Below are 14,753 nucleotides of genomic sequence, written 5' to 3' on the forward strand. Positions count from 1 at the left end.
GTCTTAGTGCGTTCGAAGTTCGTTGCCCTGTTTGCTGCCTGCGGGCTGATGGCCTCGCTGGTCGCGCCCATCTCGAGTGCCGCCTCCGCTGCGTCGGCTCCCACGTCGAGCCCGGCCGCCGCGGCCCCGGCGACGTCGGCTGCACTGGCCGCGCGCAAGCCCGGCAAGCCGAACAAGAAGTGGAAGGTCCCCACCGGGGCCAAGTTCAACAACCCGATGATCCCCAGCAAGCGCTTCGTCATCGAGCGCCACGTGCTGCGTGCGATCCGGAACACGCCCAAGGGTGAGAAGATCACCATCTCGGCCTACTCCCTCGACCGGCAGGTCTTCGCCGACGAGCTCATCCGCGCCAAGAAGCGCGGCGTCAAGGTCAAGGTGCTGCTCAACGACCACCTGGTGCCCGGGGCGCAGGTGCGCATCCAGAAGGTGCTGGGCGCAAACACCAAGAAGAAGAACTTCCTCAAGCGCTGCGTCTCCGGCTGTCGGGCCGACGAGAACGAGTACAACAACCTGCACAGCAAGTTCTACCTGTTCAGCCGCACCGGCAAGAACCGCGACGTCGTCATGCTCGGGTCCTACAACATGACCCTCAACGCCGTGCGCTGGCAGTGGAACGACCTGTGGACGACGGTCGGCAAGACGACGCTGTACGACCAGTACATCGCCCTGTTCAACGACATGCGTCCCGACTGGGACAAGCGTCGGGCGACCTACGCGTTCTGCGAGGCGGGCCTCAACTGCCCCGCCGGCGATCAGCACAAGTACTACAACATCGTCTTTCCCCGCTACACGACGCCGTCCAACGACGCCGTGCTCGACATCCTCAACAACATCCAGTGCGTCTACACCGACGCGACAGGCGTGCAGCGCCGCACCCAGCTCGCGCTGTCGATGCACTCGATGCGCGGCAAGCGCGGCAACTACATCGCCGACAAGCTGCGCGAGCTCTACGGCGCGGGCTGCAACCTGCGGGTCAACTACGGCCTGATGGGCTTCCACACCAAGCAGCACATCGGTGCCCCGACCGCGCGTGGGCGCGTGCCGCTGCGGTCCACCGGGTTCAACCTCAAGGAGGACGTGCCCACCGGTGACTCCGAGATCGACAACATGCCGGAGAACATCGAGCGCTACACGCACCACAAGTACTTCGTGCTGAAGGGGTCCTACAAGGGCGTCGTCGACAGCAACATGGTGTGGACCGGCTCGACCAACTGGTCCAGCCTCGGCACCCCGCAGGACGAGATCCTGTTCAGCATGCACGGGCGCGGCAACGTGCGCGACTACATGGAGAACTTCAACCTCATGTGGCAGAAGCCCTTCAGCCGCGACGCCTACACGACGACGTACTCGTCCTGGAAGACCGTCAACGGCCGCCGCGTCGGCGTCGGCCCGATGGTGACGGTCGAGCCCGACCGCCTCAAGTCCGGCGGACCGACCTGGGAGAACGACTGACCTGAGGTCAGCCCTCCTGCTCGCCGGCCTGGTCGGCGGGCAGGAGCGACTCGGCGAGGCCGCGGACGGTCTCGAGGTCGGGGCCCTGCAGCACCACCGTGCTGCCCTTCAGGTCGTGGGCCAGCACGATCGCACCGTCGTGGTCCCACGCCGACCACGCGCCGGTGCCCCATGCCGAGAGATCGACGTCGTCGGTGGCGGTGAGGCCGGTCTGGTCGGCGAGCACGTCGTCGCTGGTGCCGGGCAGCTGGTCGAGGACCACGTCACCGGTCGGTGCGGTGAACTCCATCCGCCACCACTGCGGCTCGCGCTGGTAGCCGCCGCCCACCGTCGTCCACCCGTCGGGCAGCGTGGAGGGGACCATGGTGATGAGGCCGCCGCTCGTCGCGCGCAGGGCCGTGTTCTTGTACTTGGGGGCCACGGCGGGCTCGGATCCGAAGTCGACGGGCTCCACCGGTGTGGCGCTGGGGGTCTCGCTGGGCGTCTCTGACGACGTCTCTGACGACGTCTCCGAGGGGGAGGTCTCCGACGACGGGTCGACGCCGGTGTCGGGTGCGTCGTCCCCGCACGCTGCGAGGAGCAGGACGAGGGAGGCTCCGAGGGCTGGTCCGATCGCACGGGTTGCTCGCATGCACCGAGTCTCTCACGCAGGCCATGCCCGCCTGCGGTGTGACGACTGTCTCGGCGCGGGGACCTGCCCAGGGTGAATGATCGATAACTAGACTCCGAGCGATCCAGCCGCGAGCGCCCAGGAGCCACCACATGCCCCGCCTCTGCCAGACCGATGGCCTCTCCGAGGACCAGTCCGAGATCTTGAAGGCTGTCCGGCAGTTCGTGGACGAGCAGATCATCCCGGTGGCCCAGGAGCTCGAGCACGCCGACGAGTACCCGACCGAGATCATCGAGGGGTTGAAGGAGCTCGGCGTGTTCGGGCTGACGATCCCGGAGGAGTTCGGCGGGCTCGGCGAGTCGCTGTTGACCTATGCGCTGGTGGTCGAGGAGATCGCCCGTGGGTGGATGAGCGTGTCGGGGGTGATCAACACCCACTTCATCGTGGCCTACATGCTGCTGCGGCACGGCACCGAGGAGCAGAAGCAGAAGTACCTGCCGCGGATGGCGACCGGCGAGGTCCGTGGCGCGTTCTCCATGTCCGAGCCCGGCCTCGGCAGTGACGTCTCCGCGGTGTCCACGAAGGCCACTCGCGCCGAGGACGGGTCGTACTCGATCACGGGTCAGAAGATGTGGCTGACCAACGGCGCCACCTCGACGCTGGTCGCGGTGCTGACGAAGACCGACGAGGGTGCGGAGTCGGTGTACAAGAACATGACGACGTTCCTGGTGGAGAAGGAGGCCGGGTTCGGTCAGACCGCCCAGGGGATCACGGTGCCGGGCAAGATCGACAAGATGGGCTACAAGGGCGTCGAGACGACCGAGCTGATCCTCGAGGGCCACCAGATCGCCGCCGAGCAGGTGCTGGGTGGKGAGCCGGGCAAGGGGTTCTTCCAGATGATGGACGGCGTCGAGGTCGGCCGGGTCAACGTCGCYGCCCGCGCGTGTGGKCTGGCGTGGCGTGGGTTCGAGCTCGCGATCGCCTACGCCCAGCAGCGCAAGACCTTCGGCAAGGCGATCGCGGAGCACCAGGCGGTGCTGTTCCGGCTCGCSGAGATGGCCACCAAGGTCGAGGTCGCCCACACGATGATGGTCAAGGCCGCSCGGTTGAAGGACACCGGSMAGCGGATGGACGTCGAGGCCGGGATGGCGAAGATGGTCGCCAGTGAGTATGCCAACGAGGTCGTCGAGGACTCCTTCCGGATCCACGGCGGCTACGGCTACTCCAAGGAGTACGAGATCGAGCGCCTGATGCGCGAGGTGAAGTTCATGCTCATCGGCGAAGGCACCTCCGACATCCAGAAGATGATCATCGGCCGCTCGCTGTTGAAGGACTACCAGCTGCGCTGACCGCTACCGCGCCACCCACGGCGTGAACGTCCGTCGCTCCGGCGCCCAGTCGACCGAGCCGGTGGTCTCGTCCTCGAACTTGACCGCCACGCGGACCCTCTTCGGGTCGCCGATGCAGCGCCGGGGGATGCGGAGCGACACCGGCGCCTCGTCGAACATGTCGGCGTGGGCGCGCATGCCCGGGCACCGCACCACGCGCGTCGGTCGCTGACCGAAGGACCGCACGACCGCGAGCGAGTCGCTGAAGTCGGAGTTGGCGCGGAACGACACGTGGAACGTCGGCCGCGGCCCGCGCCCGGTGTCGATCCAGAAGGAGTAGACCTGCCCCGCCGCCAACGGGACGGCCGAGCGGACGCTCACCTTCACCGCGTTCCTGTGGATGACTCGTACCTGGCTGATGTCGACGGACGTCGAGTCGCCGACCGGGTCCTCGAACGCGGCGGTGCCCGCGTGCGCCGTCCCTGCCACCACCAATGTCGCGCCGACCGCGCAGGCGATCAGTGCACGAGCACTCCATCTCGTTGCGTCCACGCGATTCCCCCCTCGCCGGCTCCCATGGTCGCGCCGGGCGCTCCCCGGCCGCAAGGGTCGACGCGCCGGGACCGACCATCAGGCTTTAGGACGTCGGACGTCTCAGTGACAGCCAAACGGATACTTCACTGTATCGAACGTCACGATTAGGTTCGATCCATGCCCGACATCGTCATCTGTGAACCCGTGCGCACCCCGGTGGGTCGTTTCGGGGGCGCGTTCGCCTCCCTGTCCGCCGTCGACCTGGCGTCGACCACCCTGACCGAGCTCGTGCGTCGGACGGGCCTGCAGGAGGGCGACGTCGACGACGTGATCCTCGGCAACTGCTACCCCAGCGGCGAGAACCCGGCCATCGGCCGCATCGCCGCCCTCGACGCGGGTCTCGGCACCGGCGTGCCCGGCCTCCAGCTCGACCGTCGCTGCGGCTCCGGCCTGCAGGCGGTGCTCTACGCCGCCTCGCAGATCGCCAGCGGCGGCGGCACCCTGATCGTCGCCGGCGGCGCCGAGTCGATGTCCAACGTCGAGCACTACGCCCTCGGCCTGCGCAACGGGGTCAAGGGCGGTTCGGTCGAGCTGATGGACCGCCTGGTCCGCGCCCGCGAGACCGCCGGCGGCAAGGACCACCCCGTCCCCGGTGGCATGCTCGAGACGGCCGAGAACCTCCGCAAGGAGTACGACATCTCGCGCGAGGAGCAGGACGAGCTCTCGGTCCGCTCCCAGCAGCGGGCCGGTGCCGCCCACGAGGCGGGCCGGTTCGCCGACGAGCTCGTGCCGGTCACCGTCCCGGGCCGCCGCGGGAAGCCGGACGTCGTCGTCGACCGCGACGAGCACCCCCGCCCCGAGACGACCCTCGAGCAGCTGGCCGCTCTGCGGCCGGTGCGTCAGAAGATCGACGACGCCTCCACCGTCACCGCCGGCAACGCCAGCGGCCAGAACGACGGCGCCGCGATGTGCGTCGTGACCACCCGCGAGGAGGCCGAGCGTCGCGGCCTGCGCCCGCTGCTCGCGCTGAGGTCGTGGGCCGTGGCCGGTGTCGGCCCCGAGGTGATGGGCATCGGCCCGGTCCCCGCGACCGCCGCCGCCCTCGACCGCGCGGGGCTCACCCTCGACGAGATCGACCTGATCGAGCTCAACGAGGCGTTCGCCGCCCAGGTGCTCGCCTGCCTGCGCGAGTGGAAGGTCGACCCCACCGACGAGCGGCTCAACCCCAACGGGTCGGGCATCTCCCTCGGCCACCCCGTCGGTGCCACCGGCGCCCGCATCCTCGCGACCATGGCCCACGAGATGCAGCGCCGCGAGTCGCGCTACGGCCTCGAGACCATGTGCATCGGCGGCGGCCAGGGCCTCGCCGCGATCTTCGAGCGGGTCGCGTCATGATTCACCCCAGCCGAATGCTCGCTTCGCTCCGCTTCGACCAGGGACCCCGAAAATGAGCGCCGTCGAGGTCCACCACGTCGTGACCGGGCCGGAGGACGCGCCCGTCGTCGTCCTGTCCAACTCCCTCGGCTCCACGACGTCCATGTGGGACGCCCAGGCCGACGAGCTGGCCGAGCACTTCCGCGTCGTCCGCTACGACACCCGCGGCCACGGCGGCTCGCCCGTCCCGCACGGCCCCTACGACATCGACGACCTCGCCGACGACGTCATCGCCCTGCTCGACACCCTCGGCGTGGAGAAGGCGCACGTCGTCGGCCTCTCGCTGGGCGGCATGACCGGCATGCGCCTCGCCGCCCGGAACCCCGATCGCGTCGACCGCCTCGTGGTGCTGTGCACCGGCGCCCGGCTCGAGCCGTCGAGCGCGTGGCACGACCGCGCCGCGACCGTGCGCGCGAACGGGAGCACCGCCGTGGCCGAGGCCGTCGTCGCGCGGTGGTACACCCCGGAGTTCCTGGAGAAGAACCCCGACGTGAAGGCCGCGTGCGAGGGCATCGTGGCGGCGACCCCGGCCGAGGGCTACGCCTCGTGCTGCGAGGTCATCGCCGAGATGGACCTGCGCGACGACCTCCCCGGCATCAGTGCCCCGACGCTCGCGATCGCGGGCGCCGACGACCCGGCCACCCCTCCCCCGCACCTCGAGGCGATCGCCGACAGCGTGCAGGACGGGCGCCTGCTCGTCGTACCGGAGTCGGCCCACCTCGCCAACGCCGAGCAGCCGCAGACCATCACCCCCGCGATCATCGCGCACCTGAAGGGCGGATCGGCATGAGCACCATCGACCGCATCGACAAGGTCGTCCGCGGCGCCGATGAGGCCGTCGCCGACATCGCGCCCGGCTCCAGCCTGGCGGTCGGTGGCTTCGGCCTCGTCGGCATCCCCTGGACGCTGATCAGCGCCCTCCTCGACCAGGGCGCCGACGACCTCACGGTCGTCTCCAACAACTGCGGCGTCGACGGCGCGGGCCTCGGCCTGCTGCTCGAGGCACGGCGGATCACCCGGGTCATCGCGTCGTACGTCGGCGAGAACAAGGAGTTCGGCCGGCAGTACCTCGCCGGTGAGCTGACCGTCGAGCTCACCCCGCAGGGCACCCTCGCCGAGCGGATGCGGGCCGGCGGGGCCGGCATCGGGGCGTTCTTCACCCCGACCGGCGTCGGCACGATGGTCTCCGAGGGCGGCCTGCCCTGGCGCTACCACCCCGACGGCACCGTGGCGCTGGCCTCGGAGCCCAAGGAGGTACGCACCTTCCACGGCATCGACATGGTGCTGGAGGAGTCGATCGTCACCGACGTCGCCCTCGTCCGGGCCGCCAAGGTGGACCGTGCCGGCAACTGCGTCTTCCACGCCTCGGCCCGCAACTTCAACATCCCGGCCGCGATGGCCGGGCGACTGACGATCGTCGAGGCCGAGGAGGTCGTCGAGATCGGCGACATCGACCCGGACGACGTCCACCTGCCCGGTGTCTTCGTCCAGCGCGTGGTCGAGCTGACGCCGGCCCAGGCGCACGAGAAGGACATCGAGAAGCTGACCACCCGACCCCGAGAGGCGGCCACGGCATGAGCGAGCGCAGCGAGCGAATCAATCGACACAGTGCGACCCGTGCCTCATGGCCCCACGGAGCGAAGCGAGTACGGGCATGAGCTGGACACGCGACGAGATGGCCGCCCGAGCGGCGCTGGAGCTGAAGCCGGGCGAGTACGTCAACCTCGGGATCGGCCTGCCGACGATGATCCCGGCCCACCTGCCGGCGACCTCGACGGTGACCCTGCACGCCGAGAACGGCATCCTCGGCGTCGGCCCCTACCCCTACGAGGACGAGGTCGACCCCGACCTCATCAACGCCGGCAAGCAGACCGTCACCGTGCTGCCGGGCGCCTCGTTCTTCGACTCGTCGCTGAGCTTCGCGATGATCCGCGGCAGCCACATCGACACCGCCGTCCTCGGCGGGATGCAGGTCTCCATGGCCGGAGACCTCGCCAACTGGATGGTGCCCGGGTCGATGGTCAAGGGCATGGGCGGCGCGATGGACCTCGTCAGCGGCGCCCGCCGGGTGATCGTGCTGATGGAGCACGTGTCGCGCAGCGGCAGCCACAAGCTGGTCGCGGAGTGCGACCTGCCGCTCACGGGTCGTCGGGTCGTGGACCGCGTGGTCACCGACCTCGGCGTCCTCGACGTCGCCGGCGACGGCTTCGAGCTCGTCGAGCTCGCGCCGGGCGTCACCGTCGAGGAGATCTCCGAGCGGACCGGGGCCCCGGTCCGGGTGCCGGTCGGGGTCTGACGTGCCGACGCCCGAGCAGGACCCGGCAGAGGACCTGGCCGCACGCGTGCGCCGCCTGGAGGACCTGCACGCGATCGGGCAGCTCCGCGCGCACTACTGCCAGGCCCTCGACGACGGCCGCTGGGACGACTTGGTCGACCTCTTCACCCCCGACGGCGCGTTCGTCGGGCTCTCCACCGCCCGCGGCCACGACGAGCTGCGCACCTTCTTCTCCGACCTCCAGGACGGCCCGCTGTCGGCCTGGTGGCACTTCTCCTCCAACGAGACCATCGACCTCGTGGGCACACCTGCCCACGCAGCGACCGGCGCGACGTGGCTCGACCAGCCGTGTGTCGTCGACGGTCGCGCCCACGTCGCCGCCGGGCGCTACCAGGACCAGATGGTCCGCGGTGACGACGGCCGGTGGCGCTTCGCCGAGCGTCAGGTGACGTTCTTCTTCTGGGTCCCCGGTGACGAGGACTGGGCCCCCGGTCGCTACGGCTGGGCTCCCGCCCGCGCCGCGGCCGACGTACGCACCCTCGAACGGGTCACCGCCTCCCGCCGCTGACCCGGTCCGCACCCCCGGCACGACGACGTGCAGGGAGCCGCTGCTGCGCGCCCGCGTGCAGCCATCCACCACCGGAGACCTCGATGTCCCACACCCTCAACCCGTCCACCCCGTCGGGCCCGTCCGGGCCGCCGCCGGGGTCGTCCACCGGCCAGCCGGCCACCGACCGTCGTACGCTCACGCGGGTCTGCACCGCCGTGCTGCTCGGCTCGGCACTGGAGTGGTACGACTACTTCCTCTACGGCGCGGCTGCGGCCCTGGTCTTCGGCCAGGTGTTCTTCCCGACCGCGTCGGAGTCGACGTCGCTGCTGCTGTCGCTGGCGACCTTCGGCGTCGGCTTCGTCGCCCGCCCGATCGGCGCGATGGTCTTCGGACACATCGGCGACAAGCACGGTCGTCGCCCCGCCCTCATCGCGACCCTCATGCTGATGGGCCTCTCCACCACGGCGATGGCGTTCATCCCCTCCCACGCGATGATCGGCATGGCCGCGCCCCTGCTGCTGGTGGTGCTGCGACTGCTGCAGGGCATGGGCTCGGGCGCGGAGTACAGCGGCGCCTCGGTGTACGCCGTCGAGTACGCGCCGCCGGGCCGTCGCGGGTTCTTCGGATCGTTCAGCGCGGCCGGCGTCTACCTCGGCCTGGTGCTGTCGTCCGGCGCCCTGCTGCTCACCACGTCGCTGACCACCGACGCGCAGTTCGCGGCGTGGGGCTGGCGGCTGCCGTTCCTGGCGAGCCTGCTGCTCATCGCGCTCGGCCTCTGGATCCGCCTGCGCCTGGAGGAGACGCCGGCCTTCGAGGAGGCCACCGAGGACGTCGCCCCGGCCAAGGCACCGCTCCTCACGCTGGTGCGGACCCAGTGGCGCAGCATGCTGCTGGTGATGGGCCTCGTCGCGGCGCCCCTCTCCTTCAGCCACCTCTACCAGGTCTTCGCGCTCTCCTACATGGCCGACGCCGGCTACGACCGGGTGACCGGAACGACCGGCCTCCTCGTTGCCGGGCTGGTCGTGATGATCACCGCGCCGCTGGCCGGCATCGCCTCCGACCGGTTCGGCCGCCGCCCCGTGCTGATGGTGGGTGCTGTCTACGCGATCGCGTTCGCCTTCCCGTTCTTCATGCTGGTCGACAGCGGCCGGCCGGTGCTCGCCATGCTCGCCCTCGCGCTCGCCCAGGGCGGCAGCGTCGGCATCATGTTCGGCGTCCAGGGCGTGATCCTGTCCGAGCTGTTCAGCACGGCCAGCCGTTACAGCGGTGCGGCCGTGAGCCGAGAGTTCGCCGCGATCATCTTCGGTGGCTTCGCCCCTCTGATCGCCGTCAGCCTCGCCGCCTCGGCCAACGGCGCCTCCTGGCCGGTCGGCATCTACGTCATCGTGCTGGCCGCCATCACCTTCGTGTCGGCGCTGCTCGCTCCGGAGACCTACCGGACCAGCCTCTCCGACAGGGATGCGGCGGAGCCGGCACCCGCGGGCGCGGCGGATCCCCAGCCGGCTCTCTCGGGGTCGCGCGAGGGCTGACAGCAATGCCCCCAAATGGGGGCTTGCCCGCCGCGACCGGGAGTGCCACGGTCCGAAGATGACCAGAGCCCCCCGCCACCGCGTCCTTCTCGGCCTCCTCGCCACGGCACTCGCGCTGGGCACCGCCATGGTGCCCAGCGCGAGCGTCTACGCCGGTCCACCGGGCGGCGGGCACGGCAGCGGCCATGGGAGTGGACACGGCGGTGGCCACGGCGGCGGCAACGGCGACGGACACGGCGGCGGGCACGGCACCCCGGCACGTACGGCCACCGTGATGACCCGCAACCTCTACCTGGGCGCGGACCTCACCCCGATGCTGCTGGCCCTGGCCAGCGGCAACAACACCGCCATCGTCGGTGCGGCGACGCAGACGTGGGCAGCCGTCCAGGCGACCCGGCCCGCGGAGCGGATGGGGGCCATCGCTGACGAGATCGTGGCGGCCGACCCGGACGCCGTCGGCCTGCAGGAGGTCACGACCTGGACGACCTTCGCGTACAACCCGCTGAACGGCACGACGAGCAACCCGACCGTCGAGTACGACTTCCTCGACCTCCTCCTCGACGCGCTCGCCGAGCGGGGCGCCGGCTACCACGAGGTCATCGGCGCGACGTCGAACAACTTCTCCTCGCCGCCGATCCCCTACCTCGCCAGCCCGACTGCGACGTTCCCGACGCGGGCGGTGCGCCTCGCCGACCGTGACGTGATCATCGTCCGCGACGACGTCGCGACGACCAACGCCCGCACCGGCACCTACACCAACATCATCAGCTTCCCGATCGGCGGCGCCCAGCTGCCCGTGGCGCGGGGCTGGGGCTCCGCGGACCTGTCCGTGGGCAAGTCGACGTTCCGCTTCGTCAACTCCCACCTCGAGGCCTTCGGGGTCCCCGGCATCGACGGCGAACAGGTGCGGGTGGCCCAGGTCGGCGAGCTCCTCGCCGCGCAGGCCGCGCTCACGACGCAGCTCGGCGCGCTCCCGATGGTCTACGTCGGCGACTACAACTCCGACGCCCCCGACGCCCCGGCGTACGTCCGCCTCCTGGCTGGTGTCGGCAACGACGCGTGGACGCGCAGCCACCCGGGCGACCCGGGCTTCACCTGCTGCCTCGGCGCGACGCTGACCGACCCGGACAACCCGCTCACCTCACGGATCGACCTGGTCCTCTACAGCGACGAGGTGAAGGCACCGCGGGCGACCATCGTCGGCGACGACCCGTCCGACATGACGGCCTCGGGCCTGTGGCCCTCCGACCACGCCGGAGTGGTGGCGCGCCTGGTGGTCCCGGCCCGCTGGGGTCGCTGACCGGGATCAGTAGCCGCCGTGGCTGGGCCAGCCGCGCGCGGCGACGTACCAGACCGCCGAGGTCAGCACGACGACGAGCAGGAGCGTGAAGAGGAGCCCGCCCGCGACCGGCAGGAACCAGCCGGGAGCGCGGCGGGCCCGCACGGCCACGACCTTCACCACCACCGCGCCGAAGACCATGCAGCCGAGCACGCCGTGGACGACGACGCGCAGCGGCACCGACTCACCGGTGTGGATCGTGCCCACCTCCAGGCCGAGCGCCCACAGGCAGCTGTAGCCGACGAACACCGCCAGCAGCAGCGCGACCGCGCCCGACACCCGGTGCGCCGTGCCGAGCCAGGACGGTGGCCGGCCGCCGAGATGGCCGTAGAGCCAGAGCGCACTCAGCAGCTGGAGGACGACCAGCACGGCGATCACCGTCGAGAGCACTACCTTCATCTCGATCACGGTGCGGAAGCCCAGGTCGGTCGTCCCGCTCAGCGTCGGGTCGTGCACCCGACCGAACACGCCGAGCAGCACCGCCACCACGGCGCCCGCCGCGAAGGCTGCCAGCGGAACGGCCAGGCTCCCGGACGCCCGTGCTGCCGTGTGGTCGGCCATGGAGTCAGGATGCGCCGATCGGGCGCACCGCGGAAGCCCGCTCCAGACACAGCACCCCATTGATCGCTCTGACGTATCAATGGCGCGGAAACAAGTCCTTGTCCTCGATCAATGTCCCGACCTACCGTGAGTCGACGCCGACGTGAGCGTCGTCACCATCGGAGTCGAACGGAGGAGGACCCGTGGAGCTGCGACACCTGCGCTACTTCGCCGAGGTGGCCGAGACCCGCCACTTCGGGCGCGCGGCCGACCGCCTCCACATGGCGCAGCCCGCCCTGTCGCAGTCCATCCGCCAGCTCGAGGCCGAGCTCGGCACCCCTCTCTTCGTCAGGACCACCCGCCAGGTGCGGCTCACGCCCGCCGGCGAGTTCTTCCAGCTCGAGGTGGCGCGCATCCTGGAGTCGGTCGAGGCGGGCGTGCGCGGCGTACGACGCATCGCCGCCGGCCGGCAGGGCCTCGTCCGCATCGCCTTCACCGGCAGCGCGGCCCACACCGAGCTGCCCCGGATGGCGCGCACCGTCAAGCGTGCGCTCCCCGGGATGGCCCTCGAGATCCACGCCGACCTGCTCACCCCCGCGCAGGTCGACGGGCTGCACGAGGGGACCCTCGACCTCGGCGTGCTCCGTCCGCCGATGTCCGGCGACGGACTCGCCTCGCGCACCCTCTCGACCGAGCCGCTGGTGCTGGCGGTCGCCGAGGACCACCCGCTGGCCCACCAGCCGAGCATCTCGATGAGCGACCTGCGCACCGAGCGCTTCGTCCTGTTCTCCGGTCCGGACTCCGCGGTCAACGACGCCGTCCTGCGCAGCGCGCGCGAGGTGGACTTCGTGCCGATCCGCGAGCACGAGGCGGCCGGCATCTCGGTCCTGCTGCCGCTCGTCGCAGCCGACCTCGGCGTCGCGCTGGTCCCCGCCTCTGTCCGGGCGGCCCCCCTCGCCGGCGTGGTCTTCCGCGACGTCACCGACGCCGCGACCGTCGACCTGGCCCTGGTGTGGCGCGCCGACGAGACCAACCCCGCGGTGCTGGCCGTCCTCGACGTGCTGTCCGCCGACTCCCCCGTAGCCCTCCCCGACTCCGACGAGGTCGTCCGATGAAGATCACCCGGGTGGAGGCGATCCCCTTCGCCATCCCCTACCGCAAGCCACTGAAGTTCGCGAGCGGCGAGGTGCACGTCGCCGAGCACGTGCTCGTGCGCGTCACCACCGACGACGGCGTCGTCGGCGTCGCGGAGGCCCCGCCGCGACCGTTCACCTACGGCGAGACCCAGGCCGGGATCGTCGCGGTCATCGACACCATCTTCGCCGGCCAGGTCGTCGGTCTCGACCTGATGGAGCGCGAGCAGATCCACACCCGGCTCTCCCGCACGATCGGCAACCCCACCGCCAAGTCGGCGCTCGACATGGCCATCTGGGACGCCCTCGGCCAGTCGCTGGGCTACAGCGTCACCGAGCTGCTCGGCGGCTACACCGACCGGATGCACGTCTCCCACATGCTCGGCTTCGACGAGCCCGCGGCCATGGTCGCCGAGGCCGAGCGGATGCGCGACACCTACGGCATCACGACCTTCAAGGTGAAGGTCGGCCGCCACCCCTACCGCCTCGACACCGCCGTCGTCCGCGCCCTGCGCGAGGGACTCGGCGACGACGTCGAGCTGTACGTCGACGGCAACCGTGGCTGGTCGGCCTCGGAGTCGGCGCGCGCGATGGCCGAGATGGGCGACCTCGGCCTGACCTTCGCCGAGGAGCTGTGCCCGGCCGACGACGTGCTCGGTCGCCGCTGGCTGGTGCAGCAGCTCGACGTCCCCTTCATCGCCGACGAGTCGGTGGTGACCCCCGCCGAGGTGACCCGCGAGGTCCTCGGCGGCTCCGCCACCGCGATCAGCATCAAGACCGCCCGCACGGGCTTCACCACCAGTCGGCGCGTCCACCACCTCGCCGAGGGACTGGGCGTCGAGCTCGTGATGGGCAACCAGATCGACGGCCAGCTCGGGTCGCTGTGCTCCGTCGCGTTCGGCTCGGCCTTCGAGCTCACGTCGCGCCGCGCAGGCGAGCTGTCCAACTTCCTCGACATGACCGACGACCTGCTCGCCGACCCGCTCCAGATCCACGGCGGCCAGCTCGTCGCCCGGTCCGGCCCCGGGCTCGGCGCGGTCATCGACCCCGACAAGCTCGCGCGCTACCGCCAGGACTGACCGGCACCAGGACCCTTCCCCACCCTTTCCACCCACCCGTTCCATTCCCCGCCGCACCCCACCCCACCCCTCCCGAGGAGCACCCCATGTCCACCACCGTCAACGAGTCCGCCACCGCAGCGGCCTCCGGCGCCAGCGCCACCGAGCGCTTCCACGCCGACAAGTCGCCGTACGCCGCGGTCAAGGACGTCCCCGCCGAGCGGGTCGACACCCTGGCCCGCGAGGTCCTCGACGCGATCTACACGACCGTGCGCACCCACAAGGTCACCTACGACGAGTTCAACGCCCTCAAGGCGTGGCTGATCGGCGTGGGCGAGGACGGCGAGTGGCCGCTCTTCCTCGACGTCTGGCTCGAGCACGTCGTCGAGGACGTCGCCACCGAGCACCGCGAGGGCAACAAGGGCTCGATCGAGGGCCCCTACTACGTCCCGGACGCTCCCGAGCAGGGCGCGAAGGGCACCATCTCGATGCGCGACGACGAGGGCGGCACCCCGCTCGTGTGGAGCGGTCAGGTCACCTCGTGCGACGGGTCCGCCCTCGGCGGCGCCAAGGTCGAGCTCTGGCACGCCGACGACGACGGCTTCTACTCGCAGTTCGCCCCCGGGATCCCCGAGTGGAACCTGCGCGGCACCTTCACCACCGACGCCGACGGGAGCTTCGAGATCACCACGGTGCAGCCCGCGCCCTACCAGATCCCCACCGACGGCTCGTGCGGCAGGCTCATCGCCGCCGCCGGCTGGCACGCCTGGCGCCCCGCCCACCTGCACGTCAAGGTCTCCGCGCCCGGCCACGAGCTCCTCACGGCCCAGCTCTACTTCCCCGGCGACGAGCACAACGACGACGACATCGCCTCGGCCGTGAAGCCCGAGCTGATCCTCGACCCGCAGCGGCAGGCCGACGGCTCCGCGACGGTGTCCTACGGCTTCGTCCTCGACCCCGCGAAGGGCTGA

The 14,753-nt window shown here is 70.8% G+C and carries 15 protein-coding genes; 12 read left to right on the forward strand and 3 right to left on the reverse strand.

Features of this window, described 5'->3' with window-relative positions; genetic code table 11:
* Positions 1–6 precede the first annotated feature (6 nt).
* Positions 7–1,452, forward strand: a complete 1,446-nt coding sequence (locus tag ACXJKB_RS08940) for a phospholipase D-like domain-containing protein (protein ID WP_457187482.1) — start codon at positions 7–9, stop codon at positions 1,450–1,452.
* Positions 1,453–1,459: 7 nt separating this feature from the next.
* Here ACXJKB_RS08940 and ACXJKB_RS08945 read toward each other — a convergent pair whose 3' ends face one another.
* Positions 1,460–2,083, reverse strand: a complete 624-nt coding sequence (locus ACXJKB_RS08945) for a hypothetical protein (RefSeq protein ID WP_457187484.1) — start codon at positions 2,081–2,083, stop codon at positions 1,460–1,462.
* A gap of 131 nt (positions 2,084–2,214) precedes the next feature.
* Here ACXJKB_RS08945 and ACXJKB_RS08950 point away from each other — a divergent pair, with 131 nt between their 5' ends.
* Positions 2,215–3,411 carry an acyl-CoA dehydrogenase family protein gene (locus ACXJKB_RS08950; RefSeq protein ID WP_457187486.1) on the forward strand — a complete coding sequence of 399 codons (1,197 nt, stop codon included), beginning with the start codon at positions 2,215–2,217 and terminating at the stop codon, positions 3,409–3,411.
* Between the two features lie 3 nt (positions 3,412–3,414).
* Here the strand turns inward: ACXJKB_RS08950 and ACXJKB_RS08955 are convergent, their stop codons facing one another.
* Positions 3,415–3,879 carry a hypothetical protein gene (locus ACXJKB_RS08955; protein ID WP_457187488.1) on the reverse strand — a complete coding sequence of 155 codons (465 nt, stop codon included), beginning with the start codon at positions 3,877–3,879 and terminating at the stop codon, positions 3,415–3,417.
* Positions 3,880–4,101: 222 nt separating this feature from the next.
* Here ACXJKB_RS08955 and ACXJKB_RS08960 point away from each other — a divergent pair, with 222 nt between their 5' ends.
* The 7 genes from ACXJKB_RS08960 to ACXJKB_RS08990 all read left to right on the forward strand — a co-directional run bounded on the left by ACXJKB_RS08960 (position 4,102) and on the right by ACXJKB_RS08990 (position 11,012).
* The gene (locus ACXJKB_RS08960; RefSeq protein ID WP_457187490.1) at positions 4,102–5,319 is read left to right on the forward strand and encodes an acetyl-CoA C-acetyltransferase; all 1,218 of its coding nucleotides are present in this window, start codon (positions 4,102–4,104) and stop codon (positions 5,317–5,319) included.
* Between the two features lie 52 nt (positions 5,320–5,371).
* Entirely contained in the window at positions 5,372–6,148 is a 777-nt protein-coding gene (gene pcaD, locus ACXJKB_RS08965; RefSeq protein WP_457187492.1) for a 3-oxoadipate enol-lactonase, read from the forward strand.
* The gene (locus ACXJKB_RS08970; RefSeq protein WP_457187494.1) at positions 6,145–6,936 is read left to right on the forward strand and encodes a CoA transferase subunit A; all 792 of its coding nucleotides are present in this window, start codon (positions 6,145–6,147) and stop codon (positions 6,934–6,936) included. The genes pcaD and ACXJKB_RS08970 overlap by 4 nt, the downstream gene beginning before the upstream one ends.
* Before the next feature lie 76 nt (positions 6,937–7,012).
* A complete protein-coding gene (locus ACXJKB_RS08975; protein ID WP_457187496.1) occupies positions 7,013–7,654 on the forward strand; it encodes a CoA transferase subunit B in 642 nt (213 codons plus the stop codon).
* Between the two features lies 1 nt (position 7,655).
* The gene (locus ACXJKB_RS08980) at positions 7,656–8,201 is read left to right on the forward strand and encodes a nuclear transport factor 2 family protein (RefSeq protein ID WP_457187498.1); all 546 of its coding nucleotides are present in this window, start codon (positions 7,656–7,658) and stop codon (positions 8,199–8,201) included.
* 83 nt (positions 8,202–8,284) lie between these two features.
* Positions 8,285–9,712, forward strand: a complete 1,428-nt coding sequence (locus tag ACXJKB_RS08985) for an MFS transporter (protein ID WP_457187500.1) — start codon at positions 8,285–8,287, stop codon at positions 9,710–9,712.
* Positions 9,713–9,770: 58 nt separating this feature from the next.
* Positions 9,771–11,012, forward strand: coding sequence for an endonuclease/exonuclease/phosphatase family protein (locus ACXJKB_RS08990; RefSeq protein ID WP_457187502.1), 1,242 nt, complete (start codon positions 9,771–9,773; stop codon positions 11,010–11,012).
* Positions 11,013–11,018: 6 nt separating this feature from the next.
* On the opposite strand, the gene ACXJKB_RS08995 is transcribed toward ACXJKB_RS08990, so the two are convergent.
* Positions 11,019–11,612, reverse strand: coding sequence for a DUF6529 family protein (locus ACXJKB_RS08995; RefSeq protein ID WP_457187504.1), 594 nt, complete (start codon positions 11,610–11,612; stop codon positions 11,019–11,021).
* A gap of 182 nt (positions 11,613–11,794) precedes the next feature.
* Here ACXJKB_RS08995 and ACXJKB_RS09000 point away from each other — a divergent pair, with 182 nt between their 5' ends.
* The 3 genes from ACXJKB_RS09000 to catA all read left to right on the forward strand — a co-directional run bounded on the left by ACXJKB_RS09000 (position 11,795) and on the right by catA (position 14,753).
* Complete coding sequence (locus tag ACXJKB_RS09000; protein WP_457187506.1) at positions 11,795–12,706, forward strand: LysR substrate-binding domain-containing protein; 912 nt, start codon at positions 11,795–11,797, stop codon at positions 12,704–12,706.
* Positions 12,703–13,803 carry a mandelate racemase/muconate lactonizing enzyme family protein gene (locus tag ACXJKB_RS09005; RefSeq protein WP_457187508.1) on the forward strand — a complete coding sequence of 367 codons (1,101 nt, stop codon included), beginning with the start codon at positions 12,703–12,705 and terminating at the stop codon, positions 13,801–13,803. Before ACXJKB_RS09000 ends, ACXJKB_RS09005 begins: the two co-directional genes overlap by 4 nt.
* Positions 13,804–13,889: 86 nt before the next feature.
* Entirely contained in the window at positions 13,890–14,753 is an 864-nt protein-coding gene (gene catA, locus ACXJKB_RS09010) for a catechol 1,2-dioxygenase (protein WP_457187510.1), read from the forward strand.

The organism is Nocardioides sp. P5_E3, from assembly GCF_054049275.1.